Origin of the sequence: Sulfitobacter sp. CW3 (assembly GCF_019392245.1) — a bacterium.
GTDB lineage: Bacteria > Pseudomonadota > Alphaproteobacteria > Rhodobacterales > Rhodobacteraceae > Sulfitobacter.
Genome location: NZ_JAHXRL010000001.1, coordinates 323765 through 344488, shown reverse-complemented (window position 1 = coordinate 344488; position 20724 = coordinate 323765). Strand labels below are relative to the sequence as shown.

The 20724-nt window shown below is 54.9% G+C and carries 14 protein-coding genes and 1 pseudogene; 9 read left to right on the top strand and 6 right to left on the bottom strand.

The window, feature by feature from the left end; genetic code table 11:
* Positions 1–9: 9 nt before the first annotated feature.
* Entirely contained in the window at positions 10–2148 is a 2139-nt protein-coding gene (locus KZZ06_RS01490; protein WP_219578251.1) for a TonB-dependent siderophore receptor, read from the bottom strand.
* Positions 2149–2194: 46 nt separating this feature from the next.
* Positions 2195–3154 carry an AraC family transcriptional regulator gene (locus tag KZZ06_RS01485; protein WP_257884148.1) on the bottom strand — a complete coding sequence of 320 codons (960 nt, stop codon included), beginning with the start codon at positions 3152–3154 and terminating at the stop codon, positions 2195–2197.
* Positions 3155–3926: 772 nt separating this feature from the next.
* Here KZZ06_RS01485 and KZZ06_RS01480 point away from each other — a divergent pair.
* From KZZ06_RS01480 to KZZ06_RS01465, 4 genes and pseudogenes are all read left to right on the top strand, one after another.
* The gene (locus KZZ06_RS01480) at positions 3927–5069 is read left to right on the top strand and encodes an IS3 family transposase (protein WP_257884147.1); all 1143 of its coding nucleotides are present in this window, start codon (positions 3927–3929) and stop codon (positions 5067–5069) included.
* Between the two features lie 853 nt (positions 5070–5922).
* Positions 5923–6051 (top strand): transposase domain-containing protein, encoded by a 129-nt coding sequence (locus tag KZZ06_RS01475; protein ID WP_219578631.1) that lies wholly within the window; start codon positions 5923–5925, stop codon positions 6049–6051.
* 13 nt (positions 6052–6064) lie between these two features.
* On the top strand, positions 6065–6580 hold the full coding sequence (locus KZZ06_RS01470) for a GNAT family N-acetyltransferase (RefSeq protein WP_219578249.1): 516 nt from the start codon (positions 6065–6067) through the stop codon (positions 6578–6580).
* 171 nt (positions 6581–6751) lie between these two features.
* Positions 6752–8138: pseudogene (locus tag KZZ06_RS01465) on the top strand (transposase).
* Between the two features lie 224 nt (positions 8139–8362).
* Here KZZ06_RS01465 and KZZ06_RS01460 read toward each other — a convergent pair.
* On the bottom strand, positions 8363–9685 hold the full coding sequence (locus tag KZZ06_RS01460) for a PLP-dependent aminotransferase family protein (RefSeq protein ID WP_219578248.1): 1323 nt from the start codon (positions 9683–9685) through the stop codon (positions 8363–8365).
* Between the two features lie 89 nt (positions 9686–9774).
* Here KZZ06_RS01460 and KZZ06_RS01455 point away from each other — a divergent pair, with 89 nt between their 5' ends.
* A complete protein-coding gene (locus KZZ06_RS01455; protein ID WP_219578247.1) occupies positions 9775–10935 on the top strand; it encodes an MFS transporter in 1161 nt (386 codons plus the stop codon).
* A gap of 220 nt (positions 10936–11155) precedes the next feature.
* Positions 11156–11443 carry an SH3 domain-containing protein gene (locus tag KZZ06_RS01450; protein ID WP_219578246.1) on the top strand — a complete coding sequence of 96 codons (288 nt, stop codon included), beginning with the start codon at positions 11156–11158 and terminating at the stop codon, positions 11441–11443.
* Between the two features lie 318 nt (positions 11444–11761).
* Here KZZ06_RS01450 and KZZ06_RS01445 read toward each other — a convergent pair whose 3' ends face one another.
* A complete protein-coding gene (locus KZZ06_RS01445; protein WP_219578245.1) occupies positions 11762–12625 on the bottom strand; it encodes an SDR family oxidoreductase in 864 nt (287 codons plus the stop codon).
* 117 nt (positions 12626–12742) lie between these two features.
* Here KZZ06_RS01445 and KZZ06_RS01440 point away from each other — a divergent pair, with 117 nt between their 5' ends.
* Positions 12743–13651: a LysR family transcriptional regulator gene (locus tag KZZ06_RS01440; RefSeq protein WP_219578244.1), complete on the top strand. Its 909-nt coding sequence runs from the start codon at positions 12743–12745 to the stop codon at positions 13649–13651.
* Between the two features lie 238 nt (positions 13652–13889).
* Here the strand turns inward: KZZ06_RS01440 and KZZ06_RS01435 are convergent, their stop codons facing one another.
* Positions 13890–14780, bottom strand: a complete 891-nt coding sequence (locus KZZ06_RS01435; RefSeq protein WP_219578243.1) for a LysR family transcriptional regulator — start codon at positions 14778–14780, stop codon at positions 13890–13892.
* A gap of 34 nt (positions 14781–14814) precedes the next feature.
* On the opposite strand from KZZ06_RS01435, the gene KZZ06_RS01430 reads away from it, so the two are divergent.
* Positions 14815–15636, top strand: coding sequence for an SDR family oxidoreductase (locus KZZ06_RS01430; protein WP_257884146.1), 822 nt, complete (start codon positions 14815–14817; stop codon positions 15634–15636).
* Positions 15637–15940: 304 nt separating this feature from the next.
* Here KZZ06_RS01430 and KZZ06_RS01425 read toward each other — a convergent pair whose 3' ends face one another.
* Positions 15941–19336 carry an Ig-like domain-containing protein gene (locus KZZ06_RS01425; RefSeq protein WP_219578242.1) on the bottom strand — a complete coding sequence of 1132 codons (3396 nt, stop codon included), beginning with the start codon at positions 19334–19336 and terminating at the stop codon, positions 15941–15943.
* 934 nt (positions 19337–20270) lie between these two features.
* Here KZZ06_RS01425 and KZZ06_RS01420 point away from each other — a divergent pair.
* Positions 20271–20513 carry a hypothetical protein gene (locus KZZ06_RS01420; protein WP_219578241.1) on the top strand — a complete coding sequence of 81 codons (243 nt, stop codon included), beginning with the start codon at positions 20271–20273 and terminating at the stop codon, positions 20511–20513.
* Positions 20514–20724: the final 211 nt, after the last annotated feature.

Here is a 20724-nt window from a genome sequence, read left to right as displayed (position 1 = left end):
GAGGCTGTTTTACCACTTTTTGGAGAACGTCGCAGAGACCGTGCGACCGTCGCCGTAATAGGTGGAAAAATAGCCGACAGACGACACATAGGCCTCATCGGTAAGGTTGGTCACATTCAGTTGAAGCTCGCTGCCGTTGCCAAAATCATAGGATACGGCCGCATCAAGCAGGGTCACGGATGAAAGCGCATTGGAGTTGGCATTGAAAGCGTAGCGCTCTCCGATGTAGCGCGCCCCTGCCCCAACAGTAAGACCTGCAAGCGGGCCATTCTGGATCTCTTTAGAGGCCCACAGCTTGAACGTGTTTTTCGGCGTCAGGCCCAATTCATTGCCATTATTGTCACCGCCGATGATTTCGCTGTCCGTATAAGAGTAACCGCCGGTTAAGCTCCAGCCATTCACAAAATTGGCACGGCCTTCCAGCTCAAGGCCACGGACGCGGGATTTGCCGATCTGATCATAGACCCTTACCCCTGCACCATTCTGGACATAAACGGCACGGTTCTTTTCATCCAGTTGGTACAGCGACGCGGAGAGGTAGGCGTCGATGGTGGCGGGCAAGTATTTAGCCCCGACTTCCCATTGTTCACCTGTCGTTGGATCAAGCGCGGCACCGGTATCGCCAGGTTCGGCAAAGCTTTTGAACGAAGTGCCATAGGACATATAGGCCGAAACGCCGTTGTCCCAAACATAGCCAAGGCTCGCTTGACCTGTGGTGGCACTATCGTCGCGCGTCAGATTGGTACTGCCTGGATAGCTGCCGGAACCCGGAATGACGTACAGTGTTTCGGACTGACCCTCTGCCTTGTTTTGGTCGTGACGCAAGGCCAGACCTGCGCGCCAGTTCCCAAATTCCAGCTCATCGCCAATATAGACGCCAACTTGTTCCACAGTCACGTTTTTGTCCGCCGACCAGGTTGTGCCGTCCTGAACGGATGTGATGGGGGCATAATCAGGGTTGGTATAATCGATGGTATCCTGACCGTAGTAAAAGATACTCGACGCGGTTTCCTTAAACCGGCTTACATCAAAACCAAAGGTAAGGTTGTGCAGCACATTTCCGGTGTAGGCCTCGCCCTCAAGCCGCATGTCGGTGGCGTAGGTGGTGACATCCTCGTCTTGCAACAATTGCGTGCGTGCCACATCGTTACCTGTAACCGCACCCACCGAGAGGTTGGAATAGGACCAGTCGAATTTTGTGACCCCCGTGTTGCTTACAAGCCGCCAGCCATTGTCGAACTCGTGGGTGATCTGAGCGCCCAGATTGAATGTCTTGCGGTCGCCGTATTCCAGCGCTTCGTTGCCGAAATAGAAATCGCGCAACTGCTCGCTCGAACTGGTCCCCACCAGTGCATTCGGCACACCAGCAGGTGAATCCGGGTCGTCATTTTGGAAGGACCCCATGAATTCAATCGTCGTGGCATTTGTCGGAAGATACTTCGCGGCAAAGCCCAGATAGCCACCGGGGTTGTCATAATCCTTGATGCCCAACACACGGTTGCCTGCCTTACCAACAACGCGATAGGCAAACTGATCATTCACGACGCGATTGGCATCTCCGAACGCATAATAAGAGCCGTTGCTGTCGCCATGCAGCCCCGCCTCATTTGTATCCCCATCAAACTGCGCACGTTTTTGGATCAGGTTCACAAGGCCAGCCGGAGAGCCTGCACCGTAGAGAACGGAGTTCGGGCCACGCAAAAGCTCTACCCGCTCCATGCCATATAGATCCAACGACGGCGCGCCGTAATCCGGCTTGGTCGAGCGGCTGAAATGCACCCCGTTCAGATAGATCTCGTTTTGCAGGTCTGCCCCCCGAACCGAGATCGAGTCAAAGCGCGGGTCGGCACCGTAGGCCTCGGTCACGACGCCCGCAGAATAGCCAAGGGCCTCTGACAGGTTGTTGGCTGCAGTGTCCTCGATCTGGTCCGTGGTCACCACGGTGATCGACGAGGGTGTTTCCAACAAAGAGCGGCCGCTTTTTGTAGAGGCCGTCGTGCCAGCCGCATAGCCCACAACCGGGCCGGTTGGGTCTTCTTCGGACTGAATGACAATCACGCCAAGGTCGATGGCGTCCTGTGCCTGTGCAATGCCGGCTGTCAGGGCCAACGCACTTGTGCCGAGCATGAGGAAAAATGTGAATTTCATGTTAGTTTATCTCGCTGTTCATTTTTCCGAGTAATTAGATCAACTATTAAACGGCGTCTTGAACGTTTCCGCCGTCATTTGTGCCAATCCGTTGGAAACGTATCTCTTGTGTATCGCGCCGCCATTGCGAGGGCGGCAGGCCAACAGAGCGGCGAAACACCCGCGATAAATGGGCCTGATCGGAGAATCCGGTGGCCACCGCAATATCAGCCAGAGGGCGCTGCGGGTCTGCCATCATTTCCTTTGCGGCAGCAACGCGACACTCAGCGATCCAGCGTTGCGGCGAAACGCCAGCCGATTGTTTGAAGACGCGGCTGAACCAGCTCTCGGAAAGCCCCACCACCTTCGCAAGCTCGGCCACTCCGACAGATCGGGCTATGTTTTGTGTCATGTGATGCTCAATCGCGGTCATGTGCTGAGGCGGCAGACCCCCGGATGTTTGTGGATTGGCATTCAGTGGTGGCTCAATGACTGCCCCCAAAAGCGCCTGCAACAACCCTTCCAAGACAAGCGCGCCACGTTGGGGGGCCTCAACTTCGCGGGCGGCCAGCCGCGCCAGGGTCAGCAGCGCGCTGTCGTCAGGGGCAAACATCGCGCTTTGAGGAAGATCCTGTACACCAACCGCCATGAGCCGCGCCTGCAATGCAGAGGCATCAAAATGGAAATCGATATGGCTGAGGTTCTGCGTTTTCCCAAGCCTGGTCCAAAGCGGCACACCTGCCGGCACGAAAAACGCGCGCGTGCCCAGGCCACCAACAGCACCTTCCGCAGTCTTCAGCGCCATTGAGGGCGGGGTTTCATCTAGGAAAACGACCAGACGCGGATCAGGCGCGGTATAATAACCACCGCCGCCTTGATCCCCGGCGACATGCCAGACATCTGCAACCGCTCCGGAAAGCGGTCGGAACCTCAACGGTTTGAGCGTGCGTAAATCACGGGTCTGCGCCTCCATACGGGGGAGGAACGCCCGCGGGGCGCGCAGGGATGGCAGGGTGGCGGAGGGCATAATGATGACTTGGTAAGGCGTCTACTAGGATGAGATTTTTCTTTCCTGACAAAAACAATAAGATAAGTCAATGCCAGCAGTCATCATGGTAAACGCTTAAAGCAACTGACTTCTGAGAACGGCGGACAGCACGCCCCCTCCGCTCGGCACTGCCGCAGACAGTCGACTTTGTGATATCCGTTGCAGGCCCGCGAGTGACTTTGTGACCCGTGCCCCACGTTCCGTCCAGCTTGCGCGGGTCTGGGGCTGTAAATATTGCCATAACAACAATCAGTGCCGCGTCGCGCTCAAACGGCAGAATGCGGCCAAAAATAACCTGCCGAATAAAGGGCTCTACCAGGCCTAAGAGACGCGTACGTATTGCCGGATAAACCAGCTCGACATAGAGCGGTGTGAAGTTCCATAGCGTTTTTCCAAACCATGAAAATGGAACCTACTCCGCTTTCGGGTCTGCTTCTCCGGTCATGCCAAAAACACTCAGTCTACGAATGCCGGAGCACGTTCTGCAAACTCGAAACCCCCAGACCTTCCTCCAGCGTGCTTTGCCAAGAAATCTTCGATCAACCGTGCACGGCGCAATTCGTCGCGCCAATGACGGACACCGTGCCCTGCTTCAGGGAAGTAATAGACCTCGACCTGAGCCCCTAAAACTCCCCCAGATTTGTGTAGAGTCCGCCCAACAAAAGGACGGACAAATGAAGGCACGATTTACGGACGAACAAATCATACACTGCCCGGCAGGGTTATGCGAAGCATGATCCCGAGAGGGGCAATGATCAAGGAACAGGAAGCTGGTGAGAAGACCGCTGATGTATGTCGGCGGCACGGGATCAGTTCGGCGACGTTCTATAAATACAAATCGAAGTATGGCGGCATGGAGCCGTCTGACGCGAAGCAGCTGAGGGCTTTGGAAGACGAGAACGGCAAGTTGAAGAAGCTGTTGGCCGAACAGATGCTCCCCTTTCGCGACATCGCTCCGCGATACCCTATCGGGCATGAGACAATGCGATGTTGCGAGACATCAATTCAAAAAAATGGTGACGCCCTTGGGAAGCGGAAAGCGGTGGTGCATTTGATGGAAGTCCATCAGGTCAGCCATGCCATTGCCCGGCAGGCGATTGCAAAGCAATCTGCCGAGAGGGGACGGGCGTGTGATGTGCTGCAGATTGATCGGTCAACGGTGCGGTATCTGTCGCGCCGTGGCGATGATGCTGAACTGCGAGATGCAATCAAACGCGTGTCTCGTGAACGGCGGCGGTTTGGTTGCCGCCGTGTCCATGTGATGATTGCGCGGGATGGCTTTGAGGTGAACCACAAGAAAGTGAGGCGCATCTACCGTGAAGAGAAGCTTCAGGTGCGCCGCAGAGGGGGCAGAAAGCGGGCTTTGGACGCCCGCAAGCCAATGGTGCTGCCGGATGGCCCGAACCAGCGATGGAACTTGGATTTCGTGTCGGATGCACTGACAGACGGTCGCCGCTTTCGCGTTCTGGCGGTTGTCGATGACTTCAGCCGCGAGAATTTGGTGTTGGTCGCGGATACATCATTGTCAGGTCAACGCGTTGTCAGAGAGCTGGACCGCATAATCGCTGAGCGTGGCATGCCAAAGACGATTGTGTCCGACAATGGCACCGAGTTCACCAGCATGGCGATCCTTAAATGGGTTCAGGAGACTGGTGTTAATTGGCACTATATCGCATCAGGAAAACCTCAGCAGAACGGTTTCATCGAAAGCTTCAACGGCAAATTACGGGTCGAATGCCTCAATGAAACGCTTTTTGGCACATTAGGTGACGCACGCGAAACGCTCGAAGACTGGCATGAGGATTACAATTGGCGCAGGCCGCATTCAGCATTAGTCAATCTGACGCCAATGGAATTCTTGCAGAGAAAGACGATGGACAAAATGGCCGCCTAAGGTCACAGATTTAACCCCAAGGACTCCGCGCAAAGCTGGAGGGAACTTGGGGTTCAGGTCAGTTGCAATCGCGGCGAATGTCGGCTTGGAGCTCTTATTGACGGATGCTGCGAGATGATCGAATGGCGGCTTTCAGTTTAGAGTCCGCGATGCAAAGCCTGCTCCCAAAGGCCTCCAAGCAAGTAGAGCCAATATTGAGGCACCGCCTGCTGCGACTACAAATGGCATCGTAAGCGCTATATTGCGCGCCATAGCGGTTTCAGCACCACTCACTATCAAACCGGACAAGAGCAACCCGATTGGCATCATGCCCCATGCCAGAAGCCGATACACGCTATTAACTCATCCTAGCAGTTCATCAGGAATTGAGCCTACACATTCACCAATTCACTTCTCATCAAATTGTGCCGATTGGTTTAGCTTGAGTCAATAACCAACTGTTATCGTTTACTAATCATGATTTATGCTTGATGATTGACCTCAATGGATCGGAGGGTTAGGCGTAGCCTAATCCCTCCGCCCTCAAAATGCGGATGAATAGAAAAAATACCCACAAGAGTAATTATAAAATATCGCTGTACTTCTAACAATTACGGCCTCAACTAACTATGATAACCAGCTCTCAGAATTTCCCTGTATTCGGCAGTGTTTCGGGTAATCCTGAAGGGTGATCGAGGTTTTTGGTGTGGTGATTCGGCCTTCGCAATGTTAGATTTTTGCGCCATCCGCCCGAAATTGGACCGAAGGAAAGTTGCCCTGTGGTGGGTAAAAATTCCTTAGCGGACCGGAAATTCAGAGCCAACCTTGAAAAGGCCATGAGGCTGGAGCCCAAAAATGGGCCGTCCTTGCTTCTCTGATCGAGACATGCAAACTGAACAACATCGAACCACACTGCTATCTGACACAAACCTTGAGCGCCATCTCCACCCGGCCTAGGAAAAGCCGGATTGAAGAATTGCTGCCGTGGGAGTTGCGGCTTTAACATAAGGGCAAAAATGTCCAAGCAGCATTGCTTTTCCATCTCCAAGATGAACCCAGCACGAAGAAGTACTCTCAGACCTCTTCTGCAGACAAGTTGGTCAGAAACTTACGTGCCCGAGCTTGGGCAGGATATTGTAGCCGAACTTGTTGAGACACTGGCGCACGAAGATATTGGTGGGTTGATCCCGAACAACGACGAAACGGTTTTTGTCGCCAAGCATCAAAACCAGATTTGTGGATGCTCCGTATCAGCGGCTCGAAACGGCGTGACATATCTTTGGGGGTTCTACATTCTACGTGAATTCCAGAGAATGGGAATAGGTCAGAGGCTGCTGAAAAAGGCGGTTCTTGAGCATGATCATGCAAACTCTGCACAGCTCACAGTCCTAACAAGCAGCACTGCGGCAGTGAAATTCTACTCAACCGCAGGATTCAAGCCCCAGGGGAAAACAGAGTTCGAAATTTTTCCGGGGCAACAGCTTCCCGCCATACAGATGTCTGCAAGCGTGCGTGAAATCACTCACAAGTAAGTGGGGCTAGTGCATCCCTAACGGTGAGTGACCAGCAGGTGCCTTCGCATGGTCTACACGAAGGGCCGTTCATGTTCCTCGACACAAAGGGCGAATTCTGTTGAAAAACTCTTGCTTGATCGAGTGCCAATTCGCTGATTCAATTGTCTTTAGCAACGGGGGATAATTTCGATGTTGGGACCAAAGCAAGAAGCACAAGGCGCGCTGTTTTACGAGTTCTCGATTGACGATCATGTGCCCCAAAACCATCTGTTGCGGTCGATTGATCGGTTCGTCGATCTGAGTGACATCCGTCAGTATTTGGCCGAGTTTTACAGCCATACAGGCCGTCCATCGATTGATCCTGAGTTGCTGATCCGCATGCTACTCGTGGGCTATTGTTCTGGTATCCGTTCAGAGCGCCGCCTTTGCGAAGAGGTGCATTTGAACCTTGCCTATCGTTGGTTCTGCCGCCTCGATTTGTCTGATCCGATCCCAAACCATTCAACCTTTTCCAAGAACCGACACGGGCGCTTTCGGGAAAGCAAACTATTGCGTCATCTGTTCGAGAAGACCGTTGCGCGGTGCATCGCGGATGGCTTGGTGAGTGGGCAACGTCTTGCGGCAAACGCCAGTCTAATTGAAGCCGATGCCAACAAGCAAAACTCCTCGCCAAAGGAAGATTGGGATCACAGTGCCCTTGACCCAAACGATGCGCCGCGTGCTGTGAAGGAATATCTCGACGTCTTGGACGATGCGGCATTTGGGGCCGCATCGGAGGTCGAACCCAAGTTCACGTCCCATTCTGATCCGGCAAGCCAGTGGACGGCAGCCCGGAAAGGCCCTGCATTCTTCAGTTATTCGATCAACTACCTGATCGACACCGACCACAGTGTCATCGTGGACGTTGAAGGCACGCGGTCGATCCGACAGGCTGAAGTTGGGTCGGTGCGCACGATGCTGGATCGGATCAAGGTGCAGCATGGTATTGATCCGGAGCGGTTGATCGCAGACAGCGCCTATGGATCAGGCCCAATGCTGGGATGGCTCGTGGGTCGCGACATCAAACCCCACATTCCTGTGCTTGATAAGGCAGGTCGAACAGACGGCACATGGTCCCGCACCGACTTTGAATGGGATCCAGAGAATAACCAATACATCTGCCCCGAAGGTGAACCGCTCAAGCAGTTCCGGCGCAACTACTCGGACCCGAACCGTGGGCCCACTGGCAAGGGCGTGGCCAAGTATCAGGCACTGAAACACACCTGCCAAGCCTGCCCATCGAAGATGAAGTGCTGCCCGAAAGCCGATGCGCGAAAGATCACCCGTGAAGAACATGAAGATGCCCGACAGGTTGCCCGCGATATTGCCAAGACCAAGCAGTATGCGATCTCGATGCGGCGGCGAAAGAAAGTCGAAATGCTCTTCGCGCATCTCAAACGCATCCTTGGATTGGGACGATTGCGATTACGCGGGGCCATACGGTGCAAATGACGAATTCCTCCTCGCCGCAACCGCCCAAAACCTCCGCAAATTAGCCAAGATATTTCCTGCAGCGCAGCAATCGCGCAAAGCCTGATAGGAAAGGCTCTCGTGTTCTATCTGGAGCGCCGCTTTCTGCGGCTGCAACACGTTGTTTTTCCACAGAATCGGCGGAAACCGGACCTTCGCTGCGGTCGCGAGGCATGGGTTCACCGTATGAGAAAGCAGACGTTCGGCCGCTTGTGGAATTATCACCCGCAGCAAACGGCAGCAACGAGCCCAGAGTCCCCAATGCTGCACAGTGCACGAATGTCTGCTACACTATGCCCGAACAGCATCACGGACTGCCTTGATTGAACTTTCCAATTCAGTAGGCGCGAGGCCTCCAAATGCCAGTCTCAGAGCTTGTGGGATCGCTGTAGTTGTCGCAAACGCTTCTGCGCCAGATATTGAAATGCCTTTGGCTTTTAGACGTGCCACGACAGGTGACGCGCGCGAGCCCTCTTGCAATGGCAGCCAAGCAAAGCCCGCATTTGGGTGGGCAATAATAGGCAGACCATCCAGCGCTATCTGGCAAACTTCTTGACGCTTCGCACCGTCAATGCGGCGTCTATTTTCAGACTTTTCCAACGTGCCGTCCTTGATCCACCCCGTGACCAGACTGGAGATTAAGGCGGGCGCATTCCACGTTGTCGCGCGGGTCGCCTCAATCAGTTTCTCGACGTTTTCATCCGGCGCGACGACATACCCAAGGCGTAATCCTGTCGCAAGGCTTTTGGAGAACCCTCCGATATAAACCGTGCGTTCTGGTGCAAGCTGGATCAAAGTCGGTGGTGGATCGGGTTCCAGAAACGCATAGGCTGCGTCTTCGATGATCATCAGATTATGCTTTCGCGCAACGTCAACGATCCGGTCGCGCGTTTGCATGTCCATCACACTGCCAAGGGGGTTTTGCACTGTTGGCATCAGATAGACTGCACGTATTTTGCGGGAACGGCATCGTTTGTCGAGATCATCGGGGTCCATCACACCGTGCATGCCCTTGATCGGTACAAGGTCCAACCTGTGCATCACCGCGACCGATTTGAAACCCGGATAGGTCAGTGCATCCGTGGCGACGACATCGCCTTGTTGTAGCAAACCCAATGCGGTGATGGCCAAACCGTGTTGGCCGCCGGACGTGATCAGTAACCGATCAGGGTTAATCGCGCCAAGCGTTGGGGTGAGGTGGTCCGCGATTATCCTCCGTTCGTGGGGGCGACCGCTGTGTGGCTGATATCGCAGCAAGGCTTCAAGATCACCGCTGGCGGCCAAGCGCCGCAAGCCGTGGCGCAATAGGTCGCTGTCCCCCGCACCGCCGGGCATGTTGAATACCAGATCAATCTGGTCACTCTGTTCTGTTTGGTGAACGCCCAATGTCGGTGGAACGCCTGTGTCCCGCACGAATGTGCCACGACCCGCTTCACCAATGACAACGCCACGCCGTTCGAGTTCCTTGTAGATGCGGGTTGCTGTTGCAACGGCGATATCAAACTTTTCGGCAAAGGCCCGATGCGTCGGCATCTTCGATCCCGGCGCAAGCGTTCCGTCGAGGATCGTCTTTGCGATCATATCCGCAAGCTGCATGTATTTTGGTTCGCGCATGGCCAAACTGTATCTAGGACAATCTAAAAATTGTCATATCATATTGGTCATGCCATTCAAACCTCGAGTCAATAGATGAGGTTTATTCAATGTCGAAAACCCTGCCCGTCTTAATGCTGGCTCTGGGGCTGTTTACGGTTACCTTTGCCGTAAATCTGCAAGCCCCATTGTATGAGGTCTATGCAGCGCAAAGCAATGTGGGCGCGACCGCCGTGACCATTGCATTTGCCGCATATGTGGGTGGCTTAATGCCAACACTTTTGTTGCTTGGCGGGTTGTCAGACCGGATTGGGCGGCGCAGTCCCTTTGCCTTGGCAATACTTCTGGGCGTTGGCGCAACTGCGTTACTTGTCATAGTTCCGAGTTGGACCAGCCTCGTTATCGCAAGGCTCTTGCTTGGTGTCGGAACTGGATTAGCAGCGACCGCAGGCACCGCCTACATGACGGAAATTATAGGTACAGACCGATCAAAAAAGGCTGCGCTGATCGTAACATCAGCCACTTCTCTGGGATTTGGTGGTGGTGCCTTGGCGACGGGCATCAGTCTTGGCGTGCAGGGCCCGACACTGATACCCGCGAGCTACATCGCGTTGTTCATAGCCGGACCCGTTTTGGCGATGATCGCCCTGAAGCTGCCGCGTGTCGATCATCCCAAACCGGTATCGCTGATCCGACTTCCAGTTTTCCCAAAAGGTACATGGATATTTGGTGTCGCTATGGCTCTGGCATGGTCCACAACAGGCATGACGATTGCAGTGGTTCCGCTGGAGTTACAGGCAAACGGATTTGGGGGGTGGACTGGCCTTGTCATCTTTCTTGCCATCTTCGTCGGCTTTCTATGCCAACCGATTGCAAAGCGCATAACTAATACTCAAGCACTGGCTTTGGGCTTTGTTCTCATCCCACTTGGGTTCTTGGTATTGCTGGCTGGCGTCTGGCTAAAGCTCTTGCCGCTCGTCTTAATCGGCACCTGTATCACAAGTGCCGCAAGCTATGGATTCACTTACCTCGCATCCTTGGCAGAGGTGTCGGAGCGTGCGCCAGATGATCGCGCACGCGCGACAGCCGGGTTGTTCGTGTTTGCGTATTTTGGGTTTTCGTTACCAGTCATTGCCACCGGAGCCTTGGCGGATATGTTTGGGCTTTTGACCGCAATGGAAATCTTCGCTGTCATACAGATTCTAATCACAGCATTGATTTTTATCGTTTGGAAACGCTGCTCGCATTTACCCAAAGCCGCCCTTCACTGAGCATGGACTAAAGTCTTCTTCGTCCGCACTGCGGTCACTCGCCCTTCAAAGATGCTGCGCTGAGCATGAACGGCTGATCTGGTGAAGCTGCGGCGCAGCGAAAAGCGCATCGGCCAGTGGCGGCTTTGGGCCGAAAGTGGCGATGCTTTCGGAGCGGAAAAGGTAGCTGGGCTTTGGTCTGATGCAGGCCTATTATACGAGAACAATAAGAGGTCACATCATGCATCGCAGCACTATTCCGGTAATACTAATTCTCATGCTCGTCTCAGGTTGTAGCAATTTTTCCGCTGACCGCACTTCGGTCGTTGGCACTGGGCAGGACGAATTGCTGAAGTTGCGGACAGGTCCGGGGCTGGGCTTTAGCGTCATCTTGGGTCTGCCTGACGGAACCTCGCTCAATCGCCGTGATTGTGTAACCGAAATAGGTCAGCAGTGGTGCCGCGTTTCGCTCACGGCTGCGCCGCAGACCACGGGTTATGTCTCCGCCGATTACCTTTTGAAGCGTTGACTTGAACCTACTGGCGCTGACAGGAATTTTACCAAACAAAATGTCACGCCGCGTTGCACGTATGACTGCAATGAGGTGAGCGCGGCACTGACGTGACCGGTGCGCCGCAGCTTCGGTCCGCTCTTTTCGATGCTTATGAACTCTACTGCGGCGAAATGGCGCATCGTCTTCTGAACGGCGTTTCGTCCAACAAATTGCTGCACGATGCACGAATGGCCGCTCTGACGAACTGCGTCACAGCATTGATCTGTCTGGCAAAGGGCAGGTTTATGCCGGTCGCCTCTGTCGACTCAAGCGGGCGGAAAGCGCCGTTCGATTTTATGCCAAGGCGCGGGTTAAAACATCTCGCATCAGACTCGGATCACGACCTAGAATGCGTGCGAGCGTCGGATCAACGACGGCAAACTCCCCTGCTTGTGCGGCGCGATAATAGCCCAGAATGACGCTTTTGACAGGGGCGGACATGCCCGAGTTTTCTAAGTTCTGGAGCAGTGTGTTTTCGCTAATCAGCTCGCGGGTCACCATCCTGTTTGTTAATGTGCTCGCGATCTGCGCAAGGTCAGCTAGGTCAAGGGATTCACTGCCAGTGAGCGGTGGTGTCGCGCCCTCAAAAACCTCCTGCCCGGCTAGGAGACGTGCGTCAGCTTCGGCCAGGTCTTCGTGGGTCGCCCAAGCCACTTTGCCGTCCTCAGGGCCAACCAGTTTACCGCTCGCGAAGCCTTGTGCGTTCATGCCCATGGCACTCTCTGCGTAGAAGCCATGACGCAGCGCGGTCCAAGCAAGACCAGAGGCAGCCAGCATCGCCTCGGTTGCGGCGTGATCGCGTGCCGGTGGGAATTGGGATTGCGCGCTGCTTGAGGCTTGGCTGGTATAAAATATCCGTTCAGCTCCAAGCTCCTTTGCCACCGTTATGGCTGTTTCATGTTGCTTGAGCGGATCGGTGCCACTGGTCCGTGCATTGGATGAAACAAGCAAAACACGGCTCACGCCTTCCCACGCATGACGTAGGCTATCCGCATCTGTATAATCACCTTGCCGCACACGCACACCGCGCGCCGCGAGAGCTGTCAGCTTTTCGGGGTCGCGTACGCTGACCCCGACTTTCTCCGCAGGGACGAGACGCAAAAGCGCCTCCACCACGAGTGTACCTAGTTTTCCTGATGCACCAGTAACGATCAGCATTCTTCAGTCTCCTGACAAATATTGCGCACCACAGGGCGCAGTGGATGGTGATGCTTGATGGAATAACTGTTCGTTTTAGCGCGCATAACCCGCGCAAATTAGAGTAGGTTGTTCTGTATGAAGAACAGTGTTTCCCCAGATGATCTCTCTGTCTTACTGACTGTGCTGCGAGAAGGAGGCTTTCGTGCCGCGTCTCGCAGGCTGGGAATTGCCCCCTCTAATGTCAGTGCCACCATCACGCGGATTGAAGCACAACTTGGCACGCCTGTTTTGCGCCGCACGACACGAAGCCTGCACCTGACCGATGCCGGGCAGCTCTTGGTGGATCGCGTACGCCCTTTGTTGTCAGCGCTGGAGACAGCCTGTCATGAGGTGGCAACGCTTGGGGGGCAGGTGCAAGGTCGGCTGAAGCTAAACGTGCCGGGCGCGGTCATGCCCGACATCTTGCCATCGCTGCTCGCACAATATCGCGCCAGCCACCCAAACGTCGAGGTGGAAGTCGTCGTTGAAAGCGGCTTGATCGACATCGTTGCCGCAGGCTGTGATGCGGGCATTCGTTATGGCAGCGTACTAGAGCAAGACATGATCTCAATTCCTATTGGACCACCTCGACAGCAGGTGGTGCTCGCAGCGTCTCCCGCTTACTTAGAGACGCGCGGAGTGCCCCAGGCCCCAGAAGATCTCACCGGACATGATGCGATCCGTTATCGTCTGGACGATGGAACTATGTTGCCTTGGCTGTTGCAAAATAAAGGACAGTCTGTGCGTGTTGAACCAAACGACGCGCTCATTCTGAGCGTTGGTGCCCTCAACACGGGCCTGAAATATGCGCAAGCAGGATTGGGAATTATTCACACCTTTCACAATTGGCTGAGGGATGATTTTGATGCCAGACGCCTTGTGCCCGTTCTGCCAGACTGGCGGTCTGAAATAGAGGGGCCACGTCTTTATTACCCCAGCCGCTTCGCCCCAGCACCGTTGCGGGCGCTTATCGAGATATGTCAGAGGGAAACCAAGAAGCTTTAACTACCTGCCAGTGGGGCCTCACGACGTTCTTTTGTTTGGCATCACCAAAGAACCAACATTGAGACTATCACCTTCGTTCAGCAGTTTTGGCCCATACTCATTGGCAATCAAAGTGCGGGCTTTCACAGTTTTCACAGTGCAACAAGGCAATGACGGCGGTGTCCGCATAGGATCATAGATACAGACGGCAGCGAAGGTCGTAATAGCCGGCCATAGGGTTGAATGCCACGTCCTGCCTTTACGCGACTTTTAACGCTTTTTCTGACCAATCGATAAATGCCCGAACGCGTGCCGACTGGTGACGCGCCCGCGGATATAAGATCGACACGGGCGTCGATGGCGGCGGTGTGCTTCCAAGCACTTCTATGAGCCGTCCGGATGCCAAATCAGCTGCACTGGAATAGCGGGGCTTTTGGATGAGCCCCAACCCCAAGCGTGCGCATTCGACAAGTGTATCCGCTGAAGTAACCGTAACCGGAGCTGGCAATGTGACTGTCTTTAGCTCTCCCCGCTGAACAAACTCCAGTGGTAGGACTGCCCCCGTTGCAGTGGATTTAAACCCCACCATCCGGTGACCATCCAGCGCCGCAAGCGTTTGTGGCGTGCCGAACCGGTCCAGATACGCGGGCGATGCACACGTCACCTCCTCGAGACTCGTGAGCTTGCGGATGATCAAGTCACTATCGGCAGGCGCGCCCACACGCAGCACGCAATCCACACCTTCACGCACGAGATCGACAAGGCGATCTCCCTCGCCGATCTCGATCTCTATCTCAGGGAACCGCGCCAGAAAATCAGGCAATGTAGGCAATAAGAAATATCGTGCAAGGATGCCGTGAACATGGACGCGCAGTTTGCCCTTTGGTTTTGCGCCAGAAAATGCGGATTCCGCGTCCTCGACTTCTGACAAAATTGAAAGACAACGGAGGTAATATTCCTCCCCGTCCAACGTAGGGCGCACAACCCGTGTGGTTCGATGTAGCAAGCTCACTCCCAGCCGATCCTCCAGCCGCTTGATCGCATCTGTGAGAGTCGAGCGCGGCAAACCCAGATCGTTGGCGACTTGAGTGAAGCTACGCGCCTCTACAATGCGGGTGAAGACGTTCATCGCGTCGAGGTGGTCCATCATATTGTCCGATAATTTCGAATAGTGATGTCAAACTATGCCTGATTTTCGAAAGAATGTTCAAGGCTATACCCAGAGTATGACAGCCAATACGCATTTCTCAGACAAGGACGTAAACATGACCGATCCGACAATCCGAACAGCCCTCGTGACTGGCGCATCTCGTGGCATAGGAGCCGCAATCGCCGCCCGGCTCGCGCGAGAAGGGTTCAACGTAGTCGTCAACTATGCTGGTAGCGAAGCCGCCGCAGTCGACATCGTGAGCAAGATCCAGGCCGACGGAGGCCGCGCCATTTCCGCCAGAGCCGATGTATCAGACGCCACCGACGTGAAGCGTTTATTCGATTGTGCCGAGACGGAATTCGGGGGGATTGACGTCTTGGTGAACAACGCAGGCATCATGAAGCTGGCCAAAATCGAAGACAGCGACGATGATCTCTTCGACACACAGGTCGCGGTGAACTTAAAAGGCACATTTAACACCTTACGCGAAGCCTCAGCCCGTCTGTCTGACGGTGGCCGTATCATCAACCTTTCCACATCTGTTGTTGGGCTCAAGCTGGAAACATATGCTGTCTATGCAGGGCTTAAAGCGGCGGTCGAAACGATGACTGGCATCATGGCCAAAGAAATGCGCGGCCGTAACATCACCGTTAACGCAGTTGCTCCGGGACCAACCGCCACCGCCCTTTTTCTGGATGGAAAGCCTGAGGAACTTGTTCAGAAAATGTCAAAGATACCCCCATTGGAGCGACTTGCCACTCCGGAAGATATTGCCAATGTTGTAGCTTTCCTTGCGGGGTCCGATGGTGGTTGGATAAACGGACAAATACTACGTGCCAACGGTGGTTTGATTTGAGCAAGGTATCCCAAAGCTGAACCAGAAAAGCACCGCTTTTTCACATCTGCGTAAAGCAGGTTTGGTTGAACGGCTCGCAAAAACCGACGGTGCGCACTTTCAACGAAAGCTTAGAATGTCCCGCAGAGCCGTCATCGACACTCGCGGAATGCTGCACTGACGATCAACGTCCGCTTCGGGCTCATTGCATCGCGGCGACGTTGACTGTTACGAAAGGCAGCTATGGGCCGTTCGTGTTAGTCGGAAACTGTATTAAGGCTCTGCAGAGTACTTTAAAGGATCGCCTTACACTGCTGCGCGACCATCAGAATGCAAGGTTAAACCCGACCTGTACGCCATAGCTTTCGTAGCTGCTGACACCGATACCATCATAGAAGGTCTCAAGCGTCAGTCGGGCACCATTTTCCATCGTGTAATTTGCGCCCATATTCAGCCGCGCACGTATGCCTTCATAGCTGGGGGTCACGCCGCTGCTGTTGCCCGCACCACGGGTGGATGCCCCAATAGCAGCTATCCCGCCTGTCAATTCCAACGATGCTTTGCTGTTTTGCAGCGCGACATCATGGCGAATATCAAGACCAATCGCCGCCTGCCATATCTCAATACCCTGCGACGGGATCATGTTGCCCAGGCCGTCCGTATATGCCGCCTGATCATCCGTGGTATAGGCCAGTTGGACCGAGGGGATCAACGTCGTCGCGTGAAACTGCAATTCGCCCGACACATTCACCTGCGCCAGCCAACGCTCCGTCTCGAAGGTATCGGTGTATGTGCCAATCGGCGACACATCATTTATGGTTTGCCCGTATAGCAGACGCCCATCGATAAACAGGGGATGGTTCGGCACCCGCGTCACCACATAGACACCAGCCAACCACCCTTGACCCTCGACCGTTTCAGCGCCGTCCTGCTGACTGATAAAATCAAATTCGACCATACCGCCGATCAGAATGTTGGGGGACACCGCGAAATGATGGCCAAGGGCACCAAAAACATATTTGGTTTCGCGCGTTTCTTCATTCGTCCAGGTGCCATTCACCCTGACCCACAGCCCGCTTTCGGTCCCCGGGGCGCTCACAAAGTGAAAATTACCCCCCGCTTGGGTCACGACCATATTGAAGCCCCCCGATCCGCTGCCGGATAAAAAGCCGCTTAGGTTGGGTTGACTGCTGATCAGCTGACTGGCCCGCGATTGTAGGACCTGCGCGATGATCTTTTGGGTTTTTTCCACGACAGAGTTTTGAATGGTCACCGTGTTTGACGCCTGACTGGAGTTGCCGGCAAGGTCCGTTGCGGCCCCCGCAGGGACCGAGACCGTGGTATCGCCACTTCCCGTCGCCGTGATCCGCGCGACATAATCCGCGCCGCTGCCTGTGACAGAGTTGACCGAACCGTTGGCGACAACGACATCGCTGGCCTCAAACCCAGTGACGTCTTCGGAAAATTTCACCACGACGTTGAGTGTGGTCGCGCCAGAGACGGCAGTGGCGCTGGTCGAAATGCTGACCGTGGGTGCGGTGCCATCATAGGTCGTGGTCACCTCGTTCGAGGCGGTGTTGGCGTTGCCCGCCGCGTCGGTAAAGGTGGCCGCAGCGACCGACAGTTTGACCGCGCCATCGGCTACCGGCGTCAGAACTGCAGTGTAGCTGGTGCCCGATCCGCTGAGCGTTGCGGTGGCGTTGGTTAACGATAGATCGGCCAGTACGAAATCGGTGCTTGTTTCAGACAAGATAATAACCGCCGTCTGGGTGCCGTTCGCAGCACCTGTGAAAGCCGCGATTGAGACGGTGGGGGCGGTCAGATCTGCGGTGCTTGACACCTCGTTCGAAGCGGTATTGGCGTTGCCCGCCGCATCGCTGAACTTGCCCGCGCCCACGGACAGTTTGACCTCACCATCCGAACTGGGCGTCAGCACGGCGGTATAACTGGTGCCCGATCCGCTGAGCGTTGCGGTGGCGTTGGTTAACGTTAGATCGGCCAGTACGAAATCGGTGCTTGCTTCAGACAAGGTAATAACCGCCGTTTGGGTGCCGTTCGCAGCACCTGTGAAAGCCGCGATTGAGACGGTGGGGGCGGTCAGATCTGCGGTGCTTGACACCTCGTTCGAAGCGGTATTGGCGTTGCCCGCCGCATCGCTGAACTTGCCCGCGCCCACGGACAGTTTGACCTCACCATCCGAACTGGGCGTCAGCACGGCGGTATAACTGGTGCCCGATCCGCTGAGCGTTGCGGTGGCGTTGGTTAACGTTAGATCGGCCAGTACGAAATCGGTGCTTGCTTCAGACAAGGTAATAACCGCCGTTTGGGTGCCGTTCGCAGCACCTGTGAAAGCCGCGATTGAGACGGTGGGGGCGGTCAGATCTGCGGTGCTGCTTACCTCGTTCGAGGCGGTGTTGGCGTTGCCAGCGGCATCGCTGAACTTGCCCGCGCCCACGGACAGCTTGACCTCACCATCGGCACTCGGCGTCAGCACGGCCGTGTAGCTGGTGCCCGATCCGCTGAGCGTTGCCGTGGCGTTGGTCAGAGTCAGATCGGCCGATACGAAATCGGTGCTTGCTTCAGACAAGGTAATAACCGCCGTCTGGGTGCCGTTTGCAGCACCGGTGAAAGCCGCGATTGAGACGGTGGGCGCTGTCACGTCGACGGTGCTGGTCACCTCGTTCGAGGCGGTATTGTCGTTGCCCGCCGCGTCATTGAACTTGCCAGCGCCGACGGACAGCTTGACCTCACCATCGGCACTCGGCGTCAGCACGGCCGTGTAGCTGGTGCCTGATCCGCTGAGCGTTGCCGTGGCGTTGGTCAGATTCAGATCGGCCAGCACGAAATCGGTGCTCGCCTCTGACAGCGTAATCACTGCTGTCTGATTACCATTCGCCGCGCCGGTGAACGCCGCGATGCTGACCGTTGGCGCTGTCACGTCAACGGTGCTGGTCACCTCGTTCGAGGCGGTATTGTCGTTGCCCGCCGCGTCGTTGAACTTGCCCGCGCCGACGGACAGCTTGACCTGACCATCGGCACTCGGCGTCAGCACGGCCGTGTAGCTGCTGCCCGATCCGCTGAGCGTTGCGGTGGCGTTGGTCAGAGTCAGATCGGCCAGCACGAAATCGGTGCTCGCCTCGGACAGGGTAATCACCGCCGTTTGATTACCATTCGCCGCGCCGGTGAAGGCCGCGATGCTGACGGTCGGCGCAACTGTGTCGACAGCGATGCTAACGGAATTATTCGTATCAGACGCGTCTTGATTGGTGACGGCGGTACCTGATTCAAACGCGCCATTGCCGATCTTGATCGTGGCACCGGTCGTGGAATTGGCTGTTGGTGTGAATGTGGCTGTGTATGATGTACCACTGCCAGTGATGGTGCCCAAGCTGCCGCCGGAGGCGGTGACAGCACTTGCATTTGCGACTGTGACGCTTTGATTGAACGTAAAGGTGATTGTGGCGGTTTCCCCCGCCGCAAGGGCCGTCGTGCTGGCGCTGATAGCGGCCGTGGGACGGGACGCGACAGGGCTTGCGCTTTTGGTGAAGTGAGCGCTCGTCGATGAGGCACCAACGATTGCGTATTCATATTCGTAAACATCCGCGCCCCCATTTTCACTAGCGCGCCATTTGATCCCGATATAATCATCCGCAGCATATGTCGCCCCCGACGGGCCAGTTTGCGAGATAATCACCGGTGCCGTATATCCGCACTGGGCCATAGAAGCCGCTGTAATGACGCTGTCGGAATTCGTGATAGTGTTTGAATTCGCCAGCCAATACTGACCGCCGGCCGTTTCGGATTGCTTTTTCTCATGCTGAATTCGTGTATTAGTGCTATCACCGTATGCGCCCCTAAGACAGGCAGAGCCGTTTGGACCAAAGTGATAGGCAAGCTTCGTGTCGCTCTGAAAGGCTTGGGCAGGGCTTGCCATAAACATTGCGGCCAAGACCGCTAACGTCAGGGGTGAGAAAATAGAAAGAGCGTTGCAGGGTTTTCTAGCCTTAGGAAAACAACTATGCGCCAACCGAGATACCGCAGATCGCGCAAGAGATATCTTTGTATCGATAAGGCCGAAGGCGGAATTTTTTGCATGCTTAGACGCAACGCCTAAAACGGTATTATATTCAATCATCGAATCTTCCAATTTGCACAACATTCGAAATGCCGCACCCAGCCAAGGATACCGCAGGTTTCGACCGTGTTGCCCGGACTCCGATGCCGAAATAATGGCAGGAGCATTTTAGTGACGTCGGTCTGATCGCCACAGGTCTTCAAGCAAGATCATAAAGACAGATTTCCGGCACATTGTAAATAAAGTGTTAAGCTTTATGTGCTTACGCACGGGGCTGACGTAGTGCTTGCTATTGCATTCAGTTAAAAACGCCGCCCAGTCGGACTATTCGATAGCATTAATTTCAGCGCGTGCGTGCATAAGCAATCATCCCAGATTTGTGGGGCCTTCGACGCTTTTGTACCGATATCCGCTTTGGGAAAACAACGTTGCACCATTGTGATTTGATCCAAGGCTGGAGGCTAATGCATTAGATTAGGATGATATCCTGTGCCTACACCACGCAGATATGGCAAGCGACTTGGGGGCGGCCTTTGCCAGGCTCGCGGATCATGTTGGAAGTGACTCCAAGCTGGTAGTATTGGCACTGATACCTCGCGGTAATTTTCTGTTGGTGCGTTTAGCCGACATTGGGGCTGCTACAGAGAAAGCTAACTCCGTCCGCTCAGCAGAGCTTTGGCAAACAAAAATGCTGCACAATGTGTCGAACGTCTGCTTCGGTGAAGCTGCAACGCAGCGCTTGGACATCTGGCCAACGGCAGGTCTGGGCCGTGAGCGTTTTAAGTTATTTTCCACGAAATACTTCAAAGCCGGTGCAAACTAAATTTTCCAAGAAACTGAATAGGACCGGACAGCAGTCACTATGAATTATCAGCTTGTCAGTTACCGTTGCTCAAAAAGATTTAAAATCAGGGCAGATTTCCACTGCGATCCTCGTATGTCGATTGCTAGCGACCCATAGGTTTTCTGCCACGACTGAGGCACCTTCTAGCGCTGATAGACCGGGGGAATTTCTATATCCTTGCCGCAGACGA

Bases quoted from the DNA above. Each gene is read 5' to 3' on its own strand.
- KZZ06_RS01485 (WP_257884148.1), bottom strand. From the start codon at position 3,154: ATGCCCTCCGCCACCCTGCCATCCCTGCGCGCCCCGCGGGCGTTCCTC.
- KZZ06_RS01480 (WP_257884147.1), top strand. From the start codon at position 3,927: ATGATCAAGGAACAGGAAGCTGGTGAGAAGACCGCTGATGTATGTCGG.
- KZZ06_RS01425 (WP_219578242.1), bottom strand. From the start codon at position 19,336: ATGGCCCAGTGCGGATATACGGCACCGGTGATTATCTCGCAAACTGGC.
- KZZ06_RS01440 (WP_219578244.1), top strand. From the start codon at position 12,743: ATGAAGAACAGTGTTTCCCCAGATGATCTCTCTGTCTTACTGACTGTG.
- KZZ06_RS01455 (WP_219578247.1), top strand. From the start codon at position 9,775: ATGTCGAAAACCCTGCCCGTCTTAATGCTGGCTCTGGGGCTGTTTACG.
- KZZ06_RS01470 (WP_219578249.1), top strand. From the start codon at position 6,065: ATGTCCAAGCAGCATTGCTTTTCCATCTCCAAGATGAACCCAGCACGA.
- KZZ06_RS01460 (WP_219578248.1), bottom strand. From the start codon at position 9,685: ATGCGCGAACCAAAATACATGCAGCTTGCGGATATGATCGCAAAGACG.
- KZZ06_RS01430 (WP_257884146.1), top strand. From the start codon at position 14,815: ATGCCTGATTTTCGAAAGAATGTTCAAGGCTATACCCAGAGTATGACA.
- KZZ06_RS01435 (WP_219578243.1), bottom strand. From the start codon at position 14,780: ATGATGGACCACCTCGACGCGATGAACGTCTTCACCCGCATTGTAGAG.
- KZZ06_RS01490 (WP_219578251.1), bottom strand. From the start codon at position 2,148: ATGAAATTCACATTTTTCCTCATGCTCGGCACAAGTGCGTTGGCCCTG.
- KZZ06_RS01450 (WP_219578246.1), top strand. From the start codon at position 11,156: ATGCATCGCAGCACTATTCCGGTAATACTAATTCTCATGCTCGTCTCA.
- KZZ06_RS01445 (WP_219578245.1), bottom strand. From the start codon at position 12,625: ATGCTGATCGTTACTGGTGCATCAGGAAAACTAGGTACACTCGTGGTG.